Origin of the sequence: Emticicia agri, from assembly GCF_004168285.1 — a bacterium.
GTDB classification, from domain to species: domain Bacteria; phylum Bacteroidota; class Bacteroidia; order Cytophagales; family Spirosomataceae; genus Emticicia; species Emticicia agri.
On sequence record NZ_SEWF01000017.1, the window covers coordinates 35,122 to 58,042 of the forward strand.

General features: G+C 39.4%; 12 protein-coding genes. 5 read left to right on the top strand and 7 right to left on the bottom strand.

The window, feature by feature from the left end:
* Positions 1-2: 2 nt before the first annotated feature.
* The 3 genes from EWM59_RS13025 to hflX all read right to left on the bottom strand — a co-directional run bounded on the left by EWM59_RS13025 (position 3) and on the right by hflX (position 5,484).
* On the bottom strand, positions 3-1,793 hold the full coding sequence (locus tag EWM59_RS13025) for an acyl-CoA dehydrogenase (RefSeq protein WP_130021417.1): 1,791 nt from the start codon (positions 1,791-1,793) through the stop codon (positions 3-5).
* 8 nt (positions 1,794-1,801) lie between these two features.
* On the bottom strand, positions 1,802-4,153 hold the full coding sequence (gene rnr / locus EWM59_RS13030) for a ribonuclease R (protein ID WP_130021418.1): 2,352 nt from the start codon (positions 4,151-4,153) through the stop codon (positions 1,802-1,804).
* 95 nt (positions 4,154-4,248) lie between these two features.
* Positions 4,249-5,484 carry a GTPase HflX gene (gene hflX, locus EWM59_RS13035; protein ID WP_130021419.1) on the bottom strand — a complete coding sequence of 412 codons (1,236 nt, stop codon included), beginning with the start codon at positions 5,482-5,484 and terminating at the stop codon, positions 4,249-4,251.
* Between the two features lie 826 nt (positions 5,485-6,310).
* Here hflX and smpB point away from each other — a divergent pair.
* The gene (gene smpB / locus EWM59_RS13040) at positions 6,311-6,766 is read left to right on the top strand and encodes an SsrA-binding protein SmpB (protein WP_130021420.1); all 456 of its coding nucleotides are present in this window, start codon (positions 6,311-6,313) and stop codon (positions 6,764-6,766) included.
* Positions 6,767-6,810: 44 nt separating this feature from the next.
* Positions 6,811-7,614, top strand: a complete 804-nt coding sequence (locus EWM59_RS13045; RefSeq protein ID WP_130021421.1) for an HpcH/HpaI aldolase family protein — start codon at positions 6,811-6,813, stop codon at positions 7,612-7,614.
* Here the strand turns inward: EWM59_RS13045 and EWM59_RS13050 are convergent.
* From EWM59_RS13050 to EWM59_RS13060, 3 genes are all read right to left on the bottom strand, one after another.
* Complete coding sequence (locus EWM59_RS13050) at positions 7,611-9,959, bottom strand: penicillin acylase family protein (protein WP_130021422.1); 2,349 nt, start codon at positions 9,957-9,959, stop codon at positions 7,611-7,613. The two genes, EWM59_RS13045 and EWM59_RS13050, sit on opposite strands and share 4 nt — an antisense overlap.
* A 7-nt stretch (positions 9,960-9,966) precedes the next feature.
* On the bottom strand, positions 9,967-12,987 hold the full coding sequence (locus tag EWM59_RS13055) for a PVC-type heme-binding CxxCH protein (protein ID WP_130021423.1): 3,021 nt from the start codon (positions 12,985-12,987) through the stop codon (positions 9,967-9,969).
* 248 nt (positions 12,988-13,235) lie between these two features.
* Positions 13,236-13,580 carry a hypothetical protein gene (locus EWM59_RS13060; protein ID WP_130021424.1) on the bottom strand — a complete coding sequence of 115 codons (345 nt, stop codon included), beginning with the start codon at positions 13,578-13,580 and terminating at the stop codon, positions 13,236-13,238.
* Between the two features lie 287 nt (positions 13,581-13,867).
* Here EWM59_RS13060 and EWM59_RS13065 point away from each other — a divergent pair, with 287 nt between their 5' ends.
* Complete coding sequence (locus EWM59_RS13065) at positions 13,868-15,109, top strand: PQQ-dependent sugar dehydrogenase (RefSeq protein WP_130021425.1); 1,242 nt, start codon at positions 13,868-13,870, stop codon at positions 15,107-15,109.
* A 95-nt stretch (positions 15,110-15,204) separates the two neighbouring features.
* The gene (locus EWM59_RS13070; protein ID WP_130021426.1) at positions 15,205-15,840 is read left to right on the top strand and encodes a TetR/AcrR family transcriptional regulator; all 636 of its coding nucleotides are present in this window, start codon (positions 15,205-15,207) and stop codon (positions 15,838-15,840) included.
* Positions 15,841-15,874: 34 nt separating this feature from the next.
* Here EWM59_RS13070 and EWM59_RS13075 read toward each other — a convergent pair whose 3' ends face one another.
* Positions 15,875-18,736, bottom strand: a complete 2,862-nt coding sequence (locus EWM59_RS13075) for a M16 family metallopeptidase (RefSeq protein ID WP_130021427.1) — start codon at positions 18,734-18,736, stop codon at positions 15,875-15,877.
* A 244-nt stretch (positions 18,737-18,980) separates the two neighbouring features.
* On the opposite strand from EWM59_RS13075, the gene EWM59_RS13080 reads away from it, so the two are divergent.
* On the top strand, positions 18,981-22,886 hold the full coding sequence (locus EWM59_RS13080; protein ID WP_130021428.1) for an AAA domain-containing protein: 3,906 nt from the start codon (positions 18,981-18,983) through the stop codon (positions 22,884-22,886).
* Positions 22,887-22,921 lie beyond the last annotated feature (35 nt).

Sequence of the window (22,921 nt, forward strand, 5' to 3'; positions counted from 1 at the left end):
CATTAAAACCATTCGCTTTGCATATCTATAGTTACCTGGTCGGCACTTAGTAGTCGTTTTATCAATGAATCTGCTTTTACCAGTTCGTACTCATAAAAATAACGCATAGTCATAATTTTCCCTTGATAGAAATCACGGTCTGAGTCGTGTGCTTCATATAGATTTTGTTGAGCAATAATGGCTTGTTTGAGCCATTTCCAGGCAATGGTAACAAGGCCGAATAGTTCTAAATACAGCGTAGCATCTGATAGGTATTTCTCTATTTCTCCTTTTTGAGCCAGACCTAATAAATGCCCTGTAACCTGTTGCGCTTTACCCAAAGTTTTTTGTAATTGTTCAGCCAAAGGTTTCAGTTCATCTATGGTAACTGCTTCTGCTAATGTACGGGAAACTTCCTCAAAGAAAACCTGTGCGGCTTTGCCTTGCTGCATCGTAATTTTCCTACCCAACAGGTCAAGTCCATGAATACCCGTAGTACCCTCATGTATCGGGTGAATACGTGCTTCGCGGTAATATTGCTCTACAGGAAAATCTGTTGTATAGCCGGCTCCGCCTAAAATCTGAACGGCCGCACTTGTAGAAAGACAACACATTTCAGAGGGGTATGATTTAGCAATAGGAGTCAGTAAATCTAATAATAGTTGTGCTCTTTCTTTCGCTTCTCCTTCGGCTACGTGTGCCATATCTGCCAGTTTACTGCAATACATCAGTAAAGCAAATGCGCCTTCCGTAACCGCTTTCTGAAACAACAGCATCCGCTTCACATCTGCATGATTAATGATACTGGTCTGGGGTTTGGCTGGGTCTTTTTCTGAAATCTTTCTGCCTTGCGGACGTTCCTTGGCATAAACTAAAGAAGCATGATAAGCTGCCGTACCTATAGAAACCGCATTCAAGCCTACGCCTATGCGGGCTTCATTCATCATCTGAAACATATAGTTCAGCCCTTTGTGTGGCTCACCTACCAGATAGCCCTCACAATTATCGTTTGAGCCCATCATTAAATGTGCAATAGGTGCTCCTTTATAGCCCATTTTATGATAAACGCCTGCCGTAACTACATCGTTGGCCATCAATTTACCATCGGCGTCGGCTCTTTGCTGAGGTACTACAAATAAAGATATACCCTTTGCCCCCAACGGTGCTCCTTTGATTTTGGCTAACATCAGATGCACTACATTATCGCAGACATCATGGTCTCCACACGAAATAAATATTTTTTGTCCTTTAATCTTATAAACGCCATCCTGGTCAGTAGGCTCTGCTAAAGTAGTGATGTCAGATAATGAACTTCCGGCATTAGGTTCGGTCAGCGCCATAGTACCTTGCCACTCGCCGGAGTACATTTTAGGGGTGAAAGTATCTATCAGAGCCTGTGAACCAAAACTGCGAATCAGATTAGCTGCTCCGGTAGTCAGAAAAGGAAAAACACTTGCCGAATAATTGGCTGTTTGAAAGATAAAGCCTGCGGCATTGAGTATAGTTACCGGCAATTGTTGCCCACCTTCTTCATACGAAAACCCTGCGTTTATCCAGCCGTCCTGTCCGAATTGCTTAACAATAGGCTTCATACCCGGATGCACCCTTATCTTACCAGCTATCAGTTGTGGCTCTTTTCTGTCCATTTCTGTCAGGAGCGGATATAACATTTTTTCGGCTATCTGCTGGGCAGCATCCAGAACCATATCGAACGATTCACGGTTATGATCCTGAAAGTAAGGATACTGGGTAAGTGCTTCGCTATCAAGCACTTCGTATAGATTAAACTGAATATCACGCTTTGAAAAAAACATATTTGCTTTTATCTTCTTCTTCTTTTGCCTTTATCTTTGTTAGCGCTGCTTTTGTCTGAACTTCTTTTTGCACCGCCTCTGCCTGAATCACTTCTTCTTGATGAACCACCTCTTCCGTCCCGTCCTCTACTTTTATTGGCTGTGCCTGACGATGCTCTAAAGGCTTTTCCGCTTACGCTTACTAACTCTAAATCCATGCTCCGGCGTTCTAAATCGGTAGTTTTCACACGTACTTTTACGGCTTCGCCAAAAGTAATGATTCGTCCGGTGCGTTTACCTACCAGACGGAAATTCTCTTTATCTAGTTCATAAAAATCGTCGTTCAAATCTGCCAGACGTACCATGCCCTCACAATTGGTAGAAGTAATTTCAACAAAAATTCCGAAGTCAGTTACACCTGTTACTACGCCATCAAAAATAGTACTATGGTCTTGCATACTCATAAACTCGACCTGCTTATATTTAATAGAAGCACGCTCGGCTTCGGCAGCTAATTTTTCCCGGTCTGACGAATGCTTTGACTTCTTTTCGTATTCTTCCAGGCTTGGTGCTTTTTTCTTATCCAAATAATTCTGCAATAGTCTGTGTGCCATCATGTCGGGGTAACGACGAATGGGTGAAGTAAAATGGCTGTAATGCTCAAAAGCTAAACCGAAGTGACCTAATGGTTCAGTGGTGTAACGGGCTTTAGACATGGTTCTTACTGCCAGTTGTTCCAATACGTTCTGCACGCCTGTTCCTTCTACTTCCTCCATCATTTTATTCATGGTAGTTGATAGACCCTTCTCCGAATCAGTTCTGATGGTAAACCCTAAACGGGCAGCAAAATTGGCAAAGTTCAAGAGTTTCTCAGGGTTTGGCGGTTCGTGGGTTCGATAGACCATCGTATTGCCACTCTCCTGCTCTTCGCCCTCTTTAGTTTTCTTTTTACCTAAGTTAAAGACAAATTCAGCTACTTTTTTATTAGCCAATAGCATAAACTCTTCTATCAGCTTATGTGAGTCTTTACGTATTTTCAGCACTACTCCTAATGGTTTTCCATCAGTATCCAATTTGAATTTTACTTCATTGGTTTCAAAATTAATAGCGCCTTTCTTAAAACGTTCTTTTTTCAGGATTTTTGCCAGATGATTGAGTGTATGCAGTGGTTTAAGATATTTGAGTGCTACTTCATCAACTACTATCTGTCCTTCTTCTATTTCTAAAATCTCCTGCGCTTCTTCATAGGTAAATCTTTTATCTGAATGGATAATCGTCCGACCAAACCACTCACCTGCTACACGCCCATCGTGGGTCATTTCAAAAACAGCCGAAAACGTCAGTTTATCCTCATTCGGACGAAGCGAGCAAAGATTATTAGATAATTTCTCCGGCAACATCGGAATAGTTCTATCAACCAGATAAACCGATGTGGCACGGTTTAATGCCTCCTCTTCTAACCTTGTCCCAGGTCTTACATAATGTGTTACATCCGCAATATGCACGCCTACTTCGTAATTGCCGTTTTCTAACTCACGGAAACTCAAGGCATCATCAAAATCTTTGGCATCATGCGGGTCAATCGTGCAGGTAAGAATATCTCTGAAATCTCTTCTTTTTTGAATCTCTGCCTCGTCAATAACTTCCGAAATGGCCTCTGCTTCTTCCTCTAACTCTTTCGGGAATTTATTAGGCAAGCCAAATTCAGCTAAAATAGCGTGCATTTCAGCATTATTTTCACCTGCTTTTCCCAAGATTTCAATTATTTCACCAACAGCTTGTTGCGTATTAGTAGGATAAGCATTGATTTTTACAATAACAAGATCGTTTTTAGTAGCTCCGTTGATTTTATCTTTAGGAATAAAAATATCTTCATGCAGACTTTTATGATCGGGTTTTACTAAGGCATAATTACCAAATACCTGTACTTTACCTACTACTTCACTTCTACCTCTCTCTAAGATTTCTATTACTTTTCCTTCCGGGTTATCGCCCTTCCGGTAAAATTCTCCGAATGTTGCTACTTTTACTAAGTCGCCTTCTATTGCACCGTTCAAATCATCAGCACTTACCCAGATGTCGGGCTTGCCTTCTTCATGTCTGATAAACCCGAAACGTGCATTCACATGGTCGAGACGACCGATGACTGCATTGGCTTCGGCATCTACTGTATATTTTCCTTTATCTACCTGATATATTTTCCCTTCCTGCAACAAGTCTTCTATCACCATACCAAAGAGCATTTTTTCCTGCTTATTATGTACATCATAGTGTTGATAAAGGTCCTGCAGTGTATAAGGTTGTGTGGTATTGACCGACAAAAAAGCTAAAATTTCTGCCTTTTGCTGGTCATAATATGATTGATGTTTATTTTTTGCCATTTTGTTGTGTGGCGAACCCGCTTGTAGTTCGCCTTATTATTTAATTTTTTAGTTTGGTTGAATAGTGTTACTACAATTGTGTGTTAATCATTCAATTATTGCCATTCATACAATGGATTCAAAGAAGGATCCCAGTTCGGATAAATCTTGAAATGTTTTTCCTGAACTTTATCTAATAAAATATCACGCAACTCGCTGATATTTTCTTTGTGTTCAGCCGAAATGAATACTACATTCTCTGTATTTTTGGTCAGATAGCTTCTTTTCAGTTTTTCCAGATTACGTTTCAAATCCTCTTCTGTTACAGTTTCAAGGTGTTCGTCCAGATTCTCTTCTGTCTCGGGTTTAAAGAGGTCTAATTTATTAAACACCAGAACAGTCGGTTTCTCAGCCGCACCAATTTCTGCCAGTGTTGAATTCACTACTTCAATCTGCTCTTCAAAAGCCGGGTGAGAAATATCTACCACATGAATTAATACATCTGCTTCCCGAATCTCGTCGAGGGTCGATTTAAAAGATTCAATTAAAGAGGTAGGCAATTTTCTGATAAACCCGACAGTATCTGTTAAGAGAAAAGGGATATTTCCTAATACTACTTTTCTGACAGTAGAGTCAATGGTGGCAAATAACTTATTCTCAGCAAATACCTCAGTTTTTGACAGACGACGCATCAGCGTTGATTTACCTACGCTGGTATAACCCACCAGAGCCACACGTACCAGTCGGCTACGTTCTTTGCGGCGGGTAGCACTTTGTTTATCTATCTTGTCTAATTTATCTTTCAAAAAAGCAATTCTGTCCTGCACAATCCGTTTATCCGTTTCCAACTCCTTTTCTCCCGGGCCGCGCATACCAATACCCCCCTTCTGGCGGCTCAAGTGAGTCCACATACGGGTTAATCGTGGTAATAAATACTGATATTGTGCTAACTCTACCTGTCGTTTGGCCTGGTCGGTTCTGGCACGTTGAGAGAATATATTTAAAATCAACAAGCTTCTGTCTAAAATCTTTATATCCTTAAATGCCGCCTCTAAGTTACGTACCTGAGCAGGCGTCAGGTCATCGTCGAAAATAATCGTATCAACAGGGTTATCGGTAATCCATGTTTCTATTTCTTCTAATTTACCTTTGCCTACAAACGTTTTCTGGTCGGCTCTTTCCAGTCTCTGCACAAATGTTTTTTTAGTAACAACTCCGGCTGTAGTAGCCAGAAAATCTAATTCGTTGAGGTAGTCATGCGTACGCTCAGCGTTTTGTTTCTGCGTAATCAGACCAACCAATACGGCGGTTTCCTGATGTTTAGCAGTAGAAAAAATGGGTGAATTAAGCAATTTTAAAAAATTTTGTTCCAAATAAAATAACTACTAAACTCTGTGAAAAGTTTCTGCACTCAATTACACATTCTGAGCAGATTGTATTCATAGAGGTGCTTACCAAAAGCAGTATAGAAAAGCCAGGTACGGAGAAGAGAAAAGCCATTGTTTTTCTGTACACTTTTTTTCCTACCCAAAAAACTATGGTCTTTTTTGGCAAGAATATAAATATAACAAAAAAAAATAAAAAAATTACATTTTTTTTTGAATAAATTTACGCCCAATAAAAAATGCCCATAGAAAAGAAAAAAAATAAATAATTTACTGACTATCAATTATTTACACTTTAACGTATCCTTTTGATAAATAAACCAGGGAACTTGGCACAGTTTTAGAGTGTTAAATTCAGCGATATTAAAATATGCAAAAACAGGTAGAATAACTTGTTTTTGCAAGAAAAATCTCAATTTAATTGCGTTTTCATGTTTTATATCATAAATTGCGCTACTTAACAGTAATACACGCAAAATTTGAATAGAGATACACAATTTGAGGAAGTAAGTGCATGAAATGAGGGTCGGTTTTGTATCAAAAATTATTCAGATTTGCATCGGGGTGTTTCAATAATGTTTGAAAAACCTCACTTGGAATCGAATCCAGATAGAGCTTATACATGGATTATTAGGAAAGCACGTAAGTCGGAATCCCTGTCACTATTTTTGAGGCAGGGATTTTTTTTATGCTTAACTTTGTATTATCCTTTAAGACAAACCGCTTGGCTTTTAGCGCATTTGTTGAATTATTAAGCGTATAGTCTATTTATTCTATACAACAGTATATACCTATGAAAGAGAAAATTGCAAAAAAGATTGATGTATTTAACAAGAAGGCAGGATTTGAGTATTTCTTCTTAGAGAAGTATGATGCAGGAATGGTATTGACAGGAACAGAAATCAAGTCGATACGCATGAATAAGTTTAATATGACTGACGCCTATTGTTTTTTTATTGATGGTGAATTGTTTGTCAAAAATCTGAATATATCTAAGTACGACCAGGGAACGCATTATAATCATGACCCCTTGCGTGACAGAAAGCTTTTGTTGAAAAAAAGAGAATTGAAGCGACTGGATAATAAACTCACTGACCAGGGTCTGACCATTGTACCTACACGTTTGTTTATTAATGATAGTGGATTGGCTAAATTAGAAATAGCACTGGCAAAAGGTAAAAAACTCTATGATAAACGTGAGACCATTAAGGAAAGAGATGTATCCCGTGAACGTATGCGAGACGAATAACAGACAGCTAACCATTAGTATTAACCACAAAACTGACCAAACGAATGCGCCCTAACCGATTGAAACAACTCTGGAAAGAAGATAAAACTGTAGTAAATGCCTGGGTTACGATTCCTTCTTCATGGACTGCCGAAGTAGTAGCACATTCGGGCTTTGATGCCATGACGATTGATGCCCAGCATGGATTAGCCAGCGACCATATGACAATTCTGAACATGTTTCAGGCTATCTCTACTACAGATACCGTTCCGTTGGTACGGGTTCAATGGAATGAGCCTGCTTCGCATATGAAAATGTTAGATATGGGAGCCTATGGAATTATATGCCCCATGATTAATACCCGTGAAGAATCAGAAAGTTTTGTAGGCGCTTGCAGATACGTACCCGATGGGTATAGAAGTTTTGGGCCTGTAAGAGCAAGTGTCTATGGCGGTGAAGGATATTTTGAGAAATCGACTGAAGAAATTGTAACAATGTCGATGATTGAAACGGCTGAAGCCTTAAAAAATGTAGAGGATATTGCCCTGACGCCTACCATGACCGGGCTTTATATAGGCCCCTGGGATTTGAGCATCTCTATGAGACGCCCCCGTCAAGGTGATTTTGATGATGTTGAACTCTTAAAAGCTTTTGACAAAGTATTAAACGCCTGTGCGAAAAACAACCTCATTGCCGGCATACAATGTCCCTCTCCGGAAGTGGCTATCAGAATGTCAGAAATGGGATTCAGGTTTGTAACAGCCGCCAACGATACTACTTTGCTTAAACAGGGGGCTGTTGATACCATAAAGAGGTTTCATCACAAACCTACTGACGAACCTAAGAATGTAGATAATCCTTATGCTTAGGGTTTAAGAATCGTTGTTTTTTCTGCTACGTCTTTGATTCTCTTTTTAGAGAAATAAACAGGAAAATATTGCCCTTTTGCCCACAGGTCTATCAAATCTTTGTAATGTGGGTCATCAGGGTTACCTGATTGTCCGGGTGCATTATTGCCAAGTGTTTTATCCCAGTCTTTGGTATCTATAATAATTCTGAAAGAAGCGCCATGTGTCTGATTCAGGCTATCACCTGTACTATTCACCGTTTCTCCATTTCCTCCTCTGATAAATGGCCCTACATTGATTTTATTTTTCATCTCTTCACCAACCAGGCCACTCATAGGGTGAGTGATATAAATATGTTTATTCTTTAACTGGCCATATTGCCAGTCGGTCATATCATTGCCAAGTCTTTTTCTGATAGCCTGAACAGCTTTTTCTAAACAGCCGATAATAAATTCGTTTCGCCCCTCAATAGGATTCATACCAAATTCTTTTCTACCCGACACCAACCAATCAACCATTTTAGTAGTAGATAAGTATTTAATATACGTGCGGGCATTCTCGGGTACCATCAGCTTAATCAATTCTTTTTCCATCAGTTCGCTCCATTCTAAATAGATGGTAGCAGGAACAGAAGAAGGTTGCATATCAAAGTCCCAATCCAATAGTAGTTTTATGGCTTTTTCAGTGTCTTTGTCTTTAGAGGAGACACCTTTTAAGAGTGGCACAAAGTTTCGGGCAGGCAAAGACACATAATCATTCTGCAATTGCATAAAATCCGTCACGCTTTGTCTTTTGCCACTTCCTAAGACCTCTTCAATTCTATGTGCCCGGTACGGACTCGCCCACTCCCACCCGATGGCATTCCGGTAAGGGAAATTTTCCGGTGTAAGATTATCATTTGCCGTGATAATATAATTCTCGGCAGGATTCGATTTATTAGGCAGTTGTCTGATATTGAGATAACCCGCCCATTCATATCGCCCGTCTCCGGTAACTGGTACTAAACCATCCCAATTAGGGCGTACAGGTGAGATACCTACTGCTTGCCACCCTATATTGCCTTTTCTATCTGCCCAAATCATGTTTTCGCCCGGAATTCTACTAAAACTACAGGCCTCTCTGAACTCGTCCCACGATTTTGCCTGATTCATACGTAAACTGGCCAGATAAGGCGAACACCCAACTTCTAACCAGCCTGCTCTTACGGCAAATAATTTCTGATTATTGGCATCTTCAAATACCACAGGGCCATGCCTTGTGTATTTTAACTGAACAATCACTGGCTCAGCATTCATTACTTTAATGGTATCGGTAATGATTTTCAGATTTTCCCAAATACCCTTGTAGCGGTACTGGTTCGGATTCTTAGGGTTAGTTTCATATACATACAAATCCTCATTATCGGTTTGAAAAATGGTTAGCCCCCATGCACCGTACTCATTATGTCCTATTGAAATGCCCGGTATGGTTGGCTCTCCACCCCCTGCTACATTCCAACCCGGTGCATTCAGGTGGCACCAGTAACGTAGGGCTGGCGTACTTTGTGCTCTATGTGGGTCATTAGCCAACATCGGAAAACCACTTTGTGAGATTTTACCACTAATCACCCAGTTATTTGAGCCTGTAAATCTTGAATCATCTATGGTATTTTCCAGAAAGCCGGTTTTTACTTCTTCTTTTTTAAAACTTAAAGGCTTACGGAAAGCATCATATAACTCAAGTATATTCTGAAAAAGTAACTTTCCATCAATGTTCTTATCTAAATCAATATTGGGTTCGCCCGGATGGAAATTCAGTATATCTTTTACTTTTTCCGCACCTAACAGATGGACTAATCTGCCATAATTCAGTTCTGATTGTACGTTACTCAATAGTCCCTGATGACGACTGATAACTACTTCAGGTATCCAGGGCATGGGTTTAATATTTAATAGCTTAAACTCAAAGGGAAGTTTCTCAGGTGTCTTTAATATTTCAGCTATGTAAGCATTGATGCCCTTGACGAATGATTTTATAATAATGGCACTACGAGGGTGATAGTGATTAAGTTCCTGCTCAATATTTCCCCGGAATTTAAAAAGCCGGGTGCCAATATCTCTTTTAATATCTTTTGTACCCAATATTTCTGCAACGGTTCCTGTGGATTGTCTTCGCCACATTTCAAACTGAAAAAGACGGTCAGAAGCAGCAGAATAACCTTGTGCAAAGAACAGGTCTTCGTCGTTCTGGGCATAAATATGCGCAATTCCCCATTGGTCTTTGATTATCTCAACAGGTTTTTTAATTCCGTTGAGTTTCAAAGTATCCTGTGCTGATAGGTTTAAACTAAAAAAAACAAGATAGACCAATAAGAAGATTTTTCTCATATTACATTTATTTATTCTGAATAAACGCTATTAAATCGGCCATTTCTTTTACACTAATGGCATTTTCCAGACCATTCGGCATAATAGAACTTTCTGATTTTACCATTTTTGCCACATCTTTTTTCTGTATTACGCTTTCTTTTCCTCCCACTTCTCTAAGGGTTAGTACATTGGCATTTTCTTGCAATATCAAGCCTCCCATAGTAGTGCCATTCTTAAAAGTCAAAGTCCAGAAATCATACTTATCTGCAATTGAATTATTCGGATTGATAATCTCGGTCAGAATCGAAGTAGCATTTCTGCTTCTCAGGGTCGAAAGATTAGGGCCAAAATTAACTCCATTCACCCCTTCAATCTGATGGCAGGTAGCACAGTTTTTCTCAAATACCTGTTTTCCGTTTGCCTGTACCCCTTTCATATCCAATGCTTTCATATAACCTTGCAATACAGCCTTGCGGTCTTCGTTTACGGCCAGTACCTTACGGGCATAGGCACGGATATTGGTCTCTTCATAATTCATCAGGTCAACCATTTGTCGCCAGCCAATGGCCGATTTATCAATCATTTTTTCTTCTAATGCCGCCAATAACAGAGGAATCCGGTCAGGCTTCGCCATGAACAACTCCACTATTTTTTGCTGAATTGGTGCAGAGAAACCCTTAAAATTTTGTAGTAAGAATGTAAAGATAGCTTTATCTCCGATTTTACTTAGTGTTTTCAGGACACTTGCCTGTACAACTTCAGGTTCTTTTAGCGTCAATATCTGTAAAAAGTCTTTCTTATACGCATTGGCATTAGCCATTGAAAGCAATTGTACGGCATCAGCACGCAGTTTTTCATCATGGCCTTTATCGCTCAATATATCTTTAGCTTCTTTTATTTTTCCTGAACTCCCTTTAGGTAAGCCTGTTACTTCTAATAAATCCAGACACGCACTTCTGAACTCAGGTGAGCTTTGGTCTGAAAATGCCGTTAGCAGGCGTTCTTTATCTGCGTCAGTCAACGTAATAGTAATGCCTTTGTAATGCCAGAGTTTAGAGATTCCTTTTAGGGTAGCAGCTTTCCACCAATCATCATTTGCGTTTTCGCCCGTTGTACTTATATAAGAAAAAATAGCGGCAAACACTTCTTTATTACCACTATTAGCAATGGTAGCCCCTATATTAGAGAAAAACTCTGCGGTTTCTTCTGATTTTTCTTTAGCCAGTTCTTTTATGGCAAAATTAAATACCTGATTCTCTTTTCCGGCAAAGGAAGCAATACAGGCTATTCCTATCCATTTATCATGAAAATCTCTTTTCAGAATATCCAGACGAGCCTGTTCTGATTCAGGTGTTTTTACAAACCCTAATGTATTCAATAATTGAAACCTTACTTTGTTATTACCATCGTTGCGCAAGCTAACCAATTCTTTCTTCAGTTTTTCTGCATCGGGTTTTGCAGGCAATTGATTGATATAGTTTTCGGCCAATTTGATTCCATTTTCTCTTACACCTGCTTCTTCGTCACGAAACGCCTGAATAATATCCTGACTTTCCACGCTTTTTAACCCGTCTAACAACCACAAGGCATGAATTTTTGCTTCAGGCAAGGTACTTTTACTCAGAATACTCCTTAAATCGTTACTCACGCCTTTTGCCTGACGTTGCAACAATAACCTTTGCGCCGTGCGACGATACCAGATGTTTTCGTTCTCCAATAATTTTACCAGTTCAGCATCCGACTGTTTTGATAGGTTAAGTTTGCCGAGCCAGTTCATAGGCAAACCCTTTTCTGGTACTACCCTATAAATTCTACCTTTATCAGTACCATTATATAAGGCACCTGATTGATTGATTTCGTCAGACATCCATTCCGGATGTTCAACAATCTGACGGTAATAATCAATCACATATAATGCTCCATCTGGTCCGATATAGAAATTTACCGGGCGAAACCAATCATCTTTTGAGGCTAAAAACTCAGATTTTTCGTTCAATCGGCTGGCTGTAAAACTTGCGCCTGCCTCTTTAATCACATCAGCATGAACCATATTGTGCACAGGCTCACCTACAAAAGTTACATTTCTGAACTTATCTCCGAATGCGCCACCCAGATACCAGGTAACCCCGCATGAAGAAGTAATTACGCCCACATCTGTCAACAACTGATGATTCGGATTCTCGGTAATCGGGTATATTTCTGCTGCATTGCCGTGGTCTGAAATATCCTGAGTAGCATTAGAAACTAATAAGTTCGGGTTATTTTTCAGGTATTGACTGGCTAAAACCTCATGAAACAAATGGTCGGCATTGCTGGTATATAAATGGTGCCCCCAGGCATCCATTGTATGGCCAAATTGTGTCTCCCCAGACACTTCTTCTACCTGATAGCTGTCAGGCTTGAATCTTACCGCACGGCCATTGGCATTTTTACCTAAAGTTTGTCCATCAGGCTTATCCGGAAAATAGATGTTTTGGCCCTCATCACCAAACTCTTTTTTATATACAAAAGGTGTAACCACTGCCTCGTGTCCTAAATAAATCCAGTTATCCAATTCAAAGCGGGGGGTATTCAGGTTATGTTGCGGATTAGAAAGGGCAAAGCCAGTCAGCATTACTTTTCTTATATCGGCCTTACCGTCATTATTGGTATCCTCTAAATAAATTACATCAGGGGTATCAGTAATAATAATGCCTTTCTGCCAGCGCATAATACCAGTAGGCAGCCGCAGACTATCGGCAAATACGGTACTTGTATCCGGATAGCCATCGTTGTCAGTATCTTTCAGTAATTTTACTTTTCCGGTTCTGGTCAAATCTAAAGGATAACCGTGCATTTCAACCACATACATATTTCCGTCTTCGTCAACCTCCATAGCTACGGGGTCTGCTATTAATGGTTCTGCGGCTACCATTTCTACTTTAAAGGCCTCCATGACAGACAAAGATGCTAAGGCTTTCTGGTGTTCAGGCGAAAGTGTCTGTTGGGATGTTTTTTGCTGACAAGAAAAAAGCAGGCATAGCGAAATCAGGGAAAGGTAACGCATAGAAGATATATTCAGAGTGTTAAAGTCTGTTGGTAAATTAGTAAAAAATAAGCGTTTATGCGCGCTAATCAATAATTAAAATCTTGGGTTAAGAGAATTTCCCGACTTATAAACCTTTAAGAGATAATAGCTACTCTCTTATTAGTACTTATACTCTCTTGCTTATTTGCTTATATACTATTAAACATAAAAAAAGGGCTATTAAAACCCCTTGCCATCTGTATAAATTTATCAGAAATAGCTCTGTCTTATTTTTTCAGATATAATCTTCTCAAACCTCCGGCTACGAAACTAAAAATTAGAGACATCACTACGGCTATGTGTGAGGTAAACATGGCCAGATCTTCGCTTACAGGTTTAATAGGTTTAATATAATAAAAACTTATCACAATAGCCCCTTGTATCAAAGCAAGAATCCAGCCTCTGCGAGGCTCTAAAAAACCAATCAGGAAACTTGAAAGTGCTATAGCAGACATAGCCCAGTATCCGGTTTCAACATGAAAATTAGTGTAGGCAATTAAAGAACCCGTACCTATAGCAACGAGTATATTTCTTACTAAAAGCAAATAGGTATTGTTTATTTTGGCTGTCATTGGAGTAATAATTAAAATTTAGAACAAATGTACTAAAATATAATTAATTAGAACAAACGTTCTAATTATAATTTTTATTAAAACCCTCAAAAACTGTAATGAAGCAACTTTTTCTACCAATGAAACGGTTGTTTTACTACTGAAATTTACCACTAACAAATTTATTTCACGCTGTTTTCAGACATTTTGCTTTCAATTTAGTTATACATACTAATTGTCTTAAAATACAATCCTCTCTGCTGGCATTACATTTTAAGACCTATTGATCACACAAATAAAACACAACAATGAAAAAAGAAATGCTAACAATCCTGGCAGCTACACTGCTTGGGCTCTCTTCTTGCAAAAACAATTCTACCAAAGCTCCTGAAACTACTGCCGATGGAGATAGTATCTCAACAGCGGCTTCGGTAGAAACCGAAAAACCAAATACCAATTATAAACCTGCTTTTGACGGACAAACCAGAATAGCGGCGGTAAAAACGCAAACAGCTTTTGAGGGTGCTGTACTCACAAAAGACCTGAAAAAGCCCTGGGGCATTACAAGTTTGCCCGATGGCCGTTTATTAATTACAGAGAAAGAAGGTACTATGCGCATTGCTACTACTTCGGGTACGCTAAGTGAGCCTATTAAAGGCATACCGGAAGTTGACGCTAAAGGGCAAGGTGGTTTGTTAGGAATAACCATTGACCCGGATTTCAATACTAATCGCATGATTTACTGGACTTTTTCAGAAAAGCGTCCGGGAGGTAATCTTACATCAGTAGCTAAAGGAAAACTTTCGGCCGATGAAAAAATGATTGAAGGAGCCACGGTTATTTACCGTGCTACTCCGGTTTATGATGGAGATAAACACTATGGAAGCAGAATTGTATTTGATAAAAGTGGTAATCTGTTTGTGAGTACCGGAGAAAGATCTGACCTTGAAACAAGACCTCAGGCACAGGATTTAAATTCGGCATTAGGCAAAGTTCTGAGAATAACCAAAGACGGTAAACCTGCCAGTGGGAATCCTTTTGAGGGGAAATCTGGCGCCAGACCCGAAATATATGCCTATGGAAACAGAAATGTACAAGGATTGGCCTTGCACCCTACTACAGGCGATTTGTGGGAAAATGAATTTGGCCCCAAAGGTGGAGATGAAGTAAATCTGATAAAAGCCGGAAAAAACTACGGCTGGCCAACCATTACCTACGGTATTGAATATAAAGGCGAAAAAGTTGGCGAGGGTATTCAGCAGAAAGAAGGGTTGGAACAGCCTGTTTATTACTGGGACCCTGTGGTATCTGCCAGTGGTATGACATTCTACAGCGGCAGCGCTATACCTGAATGGAATAATAATTTGTTTCTGGCCTGCCTGAGCAGTAAGCACATTGCCCGATTGGTGATTGAAAATAACAAAGTTACAGGCGAAGAAAGATTGTTAGAGTCAGAGAACCAACGTTTCCGTGATATTACACAAGGTAAAGATGGGGCACTATATGCAGTTACAGACGAAGGTAGGTTATACAGAATATTCAAAAAGTAAACCCTTACCAGAACTATAAAAGCAAAAACTCAATTAGAACAAATGTCCTAATTGAGTTTTTTTTGTATCTTCGCTAAAAATTCCCTGATTCTTTCATGACCACCAAACAACGGATTCTTCAAACAGCATTACAATTATTTAATCAATACGGGGTTGATACAGTTACAGTAAGGCATATAGCCAAAGAACTGGGCATGAGCCACGGCAATTTGTGTTATCATTTCCCGAATACCGATGCCATTGCCGAAACACTTTATGAACAATTAATAGAAGAATTAAATAATGTCATTGAAGAACCCTCTGTTTTTAATACCATAAACTTACAGGCGTTTTATACCCTGGCTGCTTTTGTTTTTGAAAAACTCTATAAATACAGATTTCTGATACAGGATTTTATCAGTCTTACCCGTAGAAATCCGAGGCTGAAACAAAAACACCGTGACTTGGTAGCCAGTCGCAGAGTTTTTTTTAGAATGGGTATGGAGGCAGGTATTCAGGCCGGATTTTTAAAACCTGATATTATTAAAGGACAGTACGAAAACTTTTTCAATCAGCTTTTTATCATTGGTGATTTCTGGCTGGCAAGTGCCGAAATTCTGTTTGAGGGCAAAGAAGAAGATAAATTACCTACTTATCTGAATATTGCCTTTACTTTGATCGTACCCTACCTGACTGAGAAAGGTTTGAATGAGTATAAAGGCTTATTAAACAAAACAGAGTCGGTTAGCTAGCCGACTCTGTTTCTGTAAATTGAGTATTAAACAATTAATTCTTTCCACTTCCCTGCACACCCGGAGCAGTACCTGTTGTGCCTGTTGCTGGCTTTTTATCGAAATCACCTGCTTTTACAATCGATATTTTCTTAGGGTCAACGTGTTTTTTCATGGCAGCATTTACTTGCTCTGCGGTTAGTGCTTCTACTTTTTTCTCAAAGTCAGCATCAAAAGCAAGAGTTCTGTCATAATAGAGATAGTTATTCAAACGGCTTGATAACTCATTATCCTGCGAGCGAGATACACTGCGGCTTTGCAACCAACCTGCTTTTGCGGCTTTCAGTTCTTCTTCCGTAAAACCTTCTGTTACGACTTTATTCATTTCTTCAAAGAACGCTTTTTCCAGTTTCTCGGCGTTTTCAGGCGCATAGATAGCATAAGTCATGAAGCTACCTGATTTATCAAATGGTGCACCCGATAATTGTGAGCCTACACCATAACTAAGCCCATCTTTCTGACGGATTCTGACAGCCAGACGAGAACTCAGGAAACCACCGCCTAACATATAGTTACCCAAAATAAGAGCAGGGTAATCTACATCAGTATCCTGTAAAGGCAAGTTCACACCTGCCAGGAACAATGCATTGGCTTTATCAGGGGTTTTAATGGCATTAGCACTCGGCGCAATATCCTGATAAACAGCCTGAATACGTTTGAATGGAGTAGGGTTTTTCCAGGTACCCAAAGAAGTACTGATAATATTTTTAATGGTTGGCTCGTCAAAATCACCTACTACCGAAACAGTAGCGGCCGAAGCTCCATAGAAATCAGTATAGAACTTCTTCACGTCTTCTAATTTCACGTTTTTCACATTCTCCAGTTGCTCGTCTAATGTTCCTACATAACGCACATCGCTCTTAGGATATGGATTCATGGTACGTTGGAATGCTGTGAAAGCCAGGCCCTGTGGGTCGCTTTTCTGAGACTCTATCTGTGCAATGCTTTCTTGTCTTAATTTCTCAAACTCGTTGGCATCAAATACCGGATTTTTCAGAATATCATTAACAATAGCCAATGCTTTTGGTAAATTATCTTTACTTGATTCGATATTCACCACAACGTTATTACCACCACCACCAATAAATACCTGCGATTTGATTTTGTCAAGACTGTCTTTGATTTGCTGACGATTCAGGGTTTTAGTGCCTTTATTCAGCATCGAAGCAGTAAAAGAAGCGATGGTTTGCTTGTTTTGCAGACTTTGTTCATCGCCCATTCTTAAAGTAATATTGGCTCTTACCGTATTACCACGGGTTGATTTTTGTAGAAACGCATATTCAAGGCCATTAGGCTCTTGTCCACGTTTGGTACGATTTTCGATATTTGCCGGAGATGGGTCAAATGCCTCACCTTGTGCCACTACCGCACGACCTTTGTAGTTTTTCACTAAATCATCTACATTTGGAGACTCAGGTACTTTTACACGGTCGGGAGTTTCTTCCGGTATAAATAAACCTATCGTACGGTTCGATGGCTTGAAATAGAATTTGGCTACACGAGCTACATCAGCAGGGGTTATTTTTTCTATGGCATCACGGTAAATAAATACCAATCGCCAGTCGCCTGCACCAATGTATTCACTTAATTGCAGCCCTGTTCTTTCGGTATTGCGTAAAGTCAACTCAAGCGTTTTCAGAATTTCGTTTTTGGCACGGTCTACATCTTCTTTGGTAATTTCCATTGTCGGAACCGCATCTAAAGTAGCCAGCATGGTCTTTTTGGCATCTTCTAAATCTTTATCTTTCAGAACAGACGCATTAAAGTATAAAAATGTTGGGTCTTTGTTGGTAAACGAATAAGCATACTGGCTTGATGCTTTTTTGGTTTCAACCAAGGCTTTATAAATTTTACCTGCCGGTTCGCTTGTCAGAATGCCTTGCAACACATCTAAAGCCGGATAATCAGGGTGAGCATTGCCACAGATATGATAAGCCACACCAATAGCCTGCACATCTCCTACCCGACGTAAGGTAACCGAACGTTCACCATCCTGTACAGGTTCTACAGTGTAAGTAGGTTGCAATACACGTGTCGGACGAGGAATATAGCCAAAGTATTCGTTTATCATCTTAATGGTTTTGGCCTCGTCAATTTTTCCGGCTACCAACAATACCGCATTATCAGGCTGGTAGTATTTTCTATAAAATGCCTGCAAGTTATCAATAGGTACCCGCTCAATATCTTCGCGTGAACCGATAGTTGAGTTACCATAGTTATGCCACAGATAAGCGGTTGAAATAACTCTTTCGCTCAATACGCTTTCGGGGTCATTTTCGCCCATTTCAAATTCATTTCTTACTACTGAAAACTCTTTTTCCAGGTCTTCTTTTTTAATAAACGAATTTACCATACGGTCAGACTCTAAGTCTAAAGCCCATTTCAGGTTTTCTTCGGTTGCCGAGAAAGTTTCGAAATAGTTGGTACGGTCGAGCCAGGTAGTACCGTTCGGACGAGCACCATGGTCAGTCAGTTCTTGTGGAATATTGGTATGTTTGGTTGAGCCTTTAAACACCATGTGCTCTAATAAGTGAGCCATCCCTGTTTCGCCGTAACCTTCGTGACGAGAACCTACAAGATAGGTAATGTTTACCGTAATGGTCTGTTTTGAGGGGTCCGGGAACATTAAAACTCTCAGACCATTGCCCAGCATGTACTCTGTAATTCCTTCTACTGAAGTAACTTTTACCGGGTCCGGAATCACCGGTTTTTCAGCCATCGCTGTAGCGTTGCCTTTTTTCTTTCTTTTTTTCTTTTCTTTTTTCTGGGCAAAAACATCGCCGCCAAACAAGAAAAGTCCCACAAGCAAAGTAATAGCAATCTGCCTGATTGGAAATTGTCGATAGGTTTTTAACATAATTTTGAGGTGAAATGAGGAATAATATACATACAAATAAACGCCAAAATGAGCATAAGTTTGTTGCCTATGCCTACTTTGTCGTTTTAAATTGCTATAACGAATTAAGGTAATTAAATAATTTAATGCAAACAGAAAATGTTAAGGTGTGTTAAACGTTGATGAATGGTTAATACCAATAAATTTGTAAATAGAAGTCTGAATGATAAAAGCAGGCTTTATTTAGTACCCAAATCATAGAATAGTGCAAAAATTACTAAAAACATACCTTCGTCGGCTAACAAACCTTACTTCTCGTAACAGGTCGCTTTTACTCTTAAATTTACCTCAGGAACAATTTCTTGACTTACATAGTCTGAATTTTTTAGACAACAAACCCTCTTTTGACTATATCCATCAACTGATTAGTCAGAAAAACCAGATTACGTTATGTGATGTGCAGGATAGTCGGTATGATAAAGTGAATGAGGTAAGCCAACGCCTGCGCAAACTGGCAAGAACCGAAAATTTTATTGAAGAAGAACGTGGAGCTAAAGATTTATATGTGGCCTATCCGTTTATAAAAGGAAAACTTTCTGATGGCACTCCGGTGCGTTGCCCCTTATTGTTTTTTCCGGTTACTCTAAAAAACAATGGCAAAAAATGGATTTTAGAACAACGTGACGAGCCTGTAAGCCTCAACAGAAGTTTTCTATTAGCGTATTCTTATTTCAATCAGATAAAACTACCTGACGAATGGTTAGAGAAATCGTTCGAGGATTTTGACAAAGATAGTCTGGCCTTTCGCACACAATTATATGAGTTACTGAAAGATAGTCCGGTTGAAATTAATTTCAATCAGGAGCTTTTTCAAAATCAGTTAATTGATTTTGAAAAATTAGCTAAATCGGAGTTAGACAGCAGTGAACGTAATGGAGAGCTAAAACTATATCCGCAGGCAGTATTAGGTATTTTCCCACAGGCAGGTTCTTATCTGGTACCCGACTATGAAGAACTCATCAAAAATGCCGAAGAGGGACATTATGAATTAGATACTTTTGAAGAGTTATTTCAACACGCTACGCCTCCAACCAATCAGCCTTTGTTTAAAGAAGAAACTGCTTTTTTACCTTTTGCCATTGATGCCTCGCAGGAAGAAGCCATCAAGCAGGTAAAAGAGGGGTATTCGATTGTAGTACAGGGGCCTCCCGGTACAGGTAAATCTCAGATGATTGCTAACCTGATAGCTGATTTTACGGCCCGAGGAAAAAAGGTTTTAGTAGTTTGCCAGAAGCGTGTGGCTTTAGATACTGTGTACCAGCGTCTGCAAAAAGTGGCTATGACCGACTTTGCGGCTTTGATTCATGATTTCAAGAATGACAGAAAAGCCCTTTTTGAAAAAATTGCCGGACAGATAGAACGGATTGAAGATTATCAGAAGAAAAACAAAGGACTTGATGCCATTTTTCTGGAACGCAACTTTACCCAAATCAGCCGCAGAATTGATAAGATTTCAGAAGAGTTGCAAAGCCTGAAAGATGCCCTTTTTGATGAATCTGTGTGCGGTACATCAGTAAAAGAGTTATATCTGAGCAGTAGTCTCAATAAACCTGCTATTGATTTACAAGACCTGTATAGGTCTTTCCCCTTTCATGAATTAGCTGATTTTGAAGGAAGACTTAGCCGTTACCTTCAATACGAAGCTAAACTCAGAAGCGGAGCAGGCTATGAATTCTGGCAATTGCGCAACTCATTCAGCAAAAGAACTTTTACAGACCTTGTAAAAATTACAGATACTCTTGAGGCAGTTATGGGTTTTCAACAAAAGAACGGGCAATTATTCTCTATTATCGAGTTGAATCAGTTTGATGAAAATACCGTCCAGAATTTCATTAAATATTTTGAAAATACACAAGTCGGTGAGGTTTTCACTTCTATTGTTCAGGAGAAAAAATTCATCAGTAACCGCCAGTTTGATTTAGAACAAATCTATACCGAATTAGCGCAATTGTTTACACACGAGGGCATTGAACAGAGTATTCCGGCCAGAGATTTGTTATTCAGGAAAACACAGGTAGAGAAAGCCTACTTAGCCAGCCAGTCAGGTCTCAACTCGCTTGTCTGGAAATTCTTCTCAAAAGATAAAAGAGAGATTGAACTATTATTAGCACAAAACAGGCTACCACTTAATGAAGCAGGATTAGGCCTATTGAATAAGAAAATTCAGCAACGAATTGCGTTTGAAGACATCAAAGAAAAACTCAATAAAAAAGAGGTTGTAATTGATGAAAAGGATAGCTGGGAGACTATCAAAAGCCAGTTGCGGAATTATATACTTGCTAATAAAGCCTATGCTATTTATCAACAGGAAGAGTTTATTCGCCGTCAGACTACCGATATATTCACGCATGCAAAAGCATTTTCTGTTAATCCATTCAAAGATTTAGCTAAACTGATTGTTGACACCAAATTAGAGTTTGTGCAATGGCAGTTGTATGTATCTTACCAACAGATAGAGAATCTGGTGGCAAAACCGGAGTTAAAACAAGAATGTATTAGCTATCTTAAACAGAATTTTGATTTACTGGTAGAAGCTGATGAACTGAAGGAGTCTTTCAACACTACTGAATCAGACGTAATCAAACGTTTACTTGGCTATAATAATCCGGCGGTAAGTACTACCGAGTTAACAGAGGTATTTCTGAACTCGCTACGCATAGCCTGGACACAACATATTGAAATGCTTTATCCTATTTTAAGAGGGGTTAGCTCTTTAAAAGTAGAGCAATTGGAAACTGAATTGCAGGAATGTGTGATTAAAAAGCAGGAGCTGAGTCAGGAGATATTATTACTGAAATTGCGTGAACAGACTTATCAGGATTTGGTAATTAACCGTCTTCAAAACGTGGTTACCTATCGGGAATTACAACACCAGACTACCAAAAAACGTAAACTGTGGTCGGTTCGGAAATTATTAGAAAATCATTCAGAAGAAATATTTAAGCTGATTCCCTGCTGGATGGCTTCCCCTGAATCGGTATCGGCTATTTTCCCGCTTTCAGGGCAAAATCCAACTGATTCACTTTTTGATTTAGTGATTTTTGATGAAGCCTCTCAATGTTTTGCCGAAAATGGTATCCCAGCCATTTATCGGGGTAAACAGGTAGTAATTGCCGGAGATTCTAAACAACTACAACCAACCGACTTATATCAGATTCGCTATGATGAGGACGCCGAAGATGAGACTGTTTTAGAAATAGACTCCTTGCTTGATTTAGCTGCCCAATACCTGCCACAATCTTGGTTAAGAGGTCACTATCGCAGTCATTCTTTAGACCTGATAGATTTCTCTAATCAGCATTTTTATAAAAATTCTCTTCAATTATTGCCGCATTATACCGAAATCAGCAAAAACAAACCTGCTATCAGTTATATCAAACTGGATGGCTATTGGGAAAATAATACAAATCCGACTGAGGCACAAAAGGTATTAGAAATTGTTGAAGACTTGAAACGTAAAGCTCCGTCTAAAACGATTGGGGTAGTTACCTTCAACTTTAAACAGGCTGATTTGATTTATCAGACTATCTCACCGGTTCTGGGTGAGGGTTGGGGGGTAATAAAAAATATCGAAAATATACAAGGTGATGAATATGATATTGTGATTTTCTCGATAGGCTATGCGCCTAACCTGAAAGGCAAGCTATTAATGAATTTCGGTAGTCTGAATCAGCAAGGCGGAGAAAACCGATTGAATGTGGCTGTAACCCGTGCAAGAGAATTTATTTATATTGTCAGTAGTATTTTACCTCACCAATTACAGGTTGACCAATCGCAGAATCAAGGGCCTAAGTTATTAAAAAAATACCTCGAATATGCCTTAGAGGTATCGCAGGGAGATTATACGCCAGAACCGCATACAACAGAAAAATTCAATACCCGATGGCTATTGAAAAATCAGTTGGTACGTGAAAATCAGGGATTTTATTTAGAATTACCTTTCGCAGACATTACAGTAAAAGACTCGGGCACTTACGAATCTCTTATTTTAACAGACGATGATTTGTATTATGAGAGCATTACGCCAAAAGATGCCCACGCTTATCTGCCAATCAGCCTGCGTGCCAAAGGTTGGAAATTTGAAAGACTATGGAGCCGTAACACGGAATGATATTGACATTCCGTGTTAAAGTCTTCCAAAAGTAT

Coding starts and splice junctions, on each gene's coding strand:
- EWM59_RS13025 (WP_130021417.1), bottom strand. CDS start 1,793: ATGTTTTTTTCAAAGCGTGATATTCAGTTTAATCTATACGAAGTGCTT.
- rnr (WP_130021418.1), bottom strand. CDS start 4,153: ATGGCAAAAAATAAACATCAATCATATTATGACCAGCAAAAGGCAGAA.
- smpB (WP_130021420.1), top strand. CDS start 6,311: ATGAAAGAGAAAATTGCAAAAAAGATTGATGTATTTAACAAGAAGGCA.
- EWM59_RS13045 (WP_130021421.1), top strand. CDS start 6,811: ATGCGCCCTAACCGATTGAAACAACTCTGGAAAGAAGATAAAACTGTA.
- EWM59_RS13050 (WP_130021422.1), bottom strand. CDS start 9,959: ATGAGAAAAATCTTCTTATTGGTCTATCTTGTTTTTTTTAGTTTAAAC.
- EWM59_RS13055 (WP_130021423.1), bottom strand. CDS start 12,987: ATGCGTTACCTTTCCCTGATTTCGCTATGCCTGCTTTTTTCTTGTCAG.
- EWM59_RS13060 (WP_130021424.1), bottom strand. CDS start 13,580: ATGACAGCCAAAATAAACAATACCTATTTGCTTTTAGTAAGAAATATA.
- EWM59_RS13065 (WP_130021425.1), top strand. CDS start 13,868: ATGAAAAAAGAAATGCTAACAATCCTGGCAGCTACACTGCTTGGGCTC.
- EWM59_RS13070 (WP_130021426.1), top strand. CDS start 15,205: ATGACCACCAAACAACGGATTCTTCAAACAGCATTACAATTATTTAAT.
- EWM59_RS13075 (WP_130021427.1), bottom strand. CDS start 18,736: ATGTTAAAAACCTATCGACAATTTCCAATCAGGCAGATTGCTATTACT.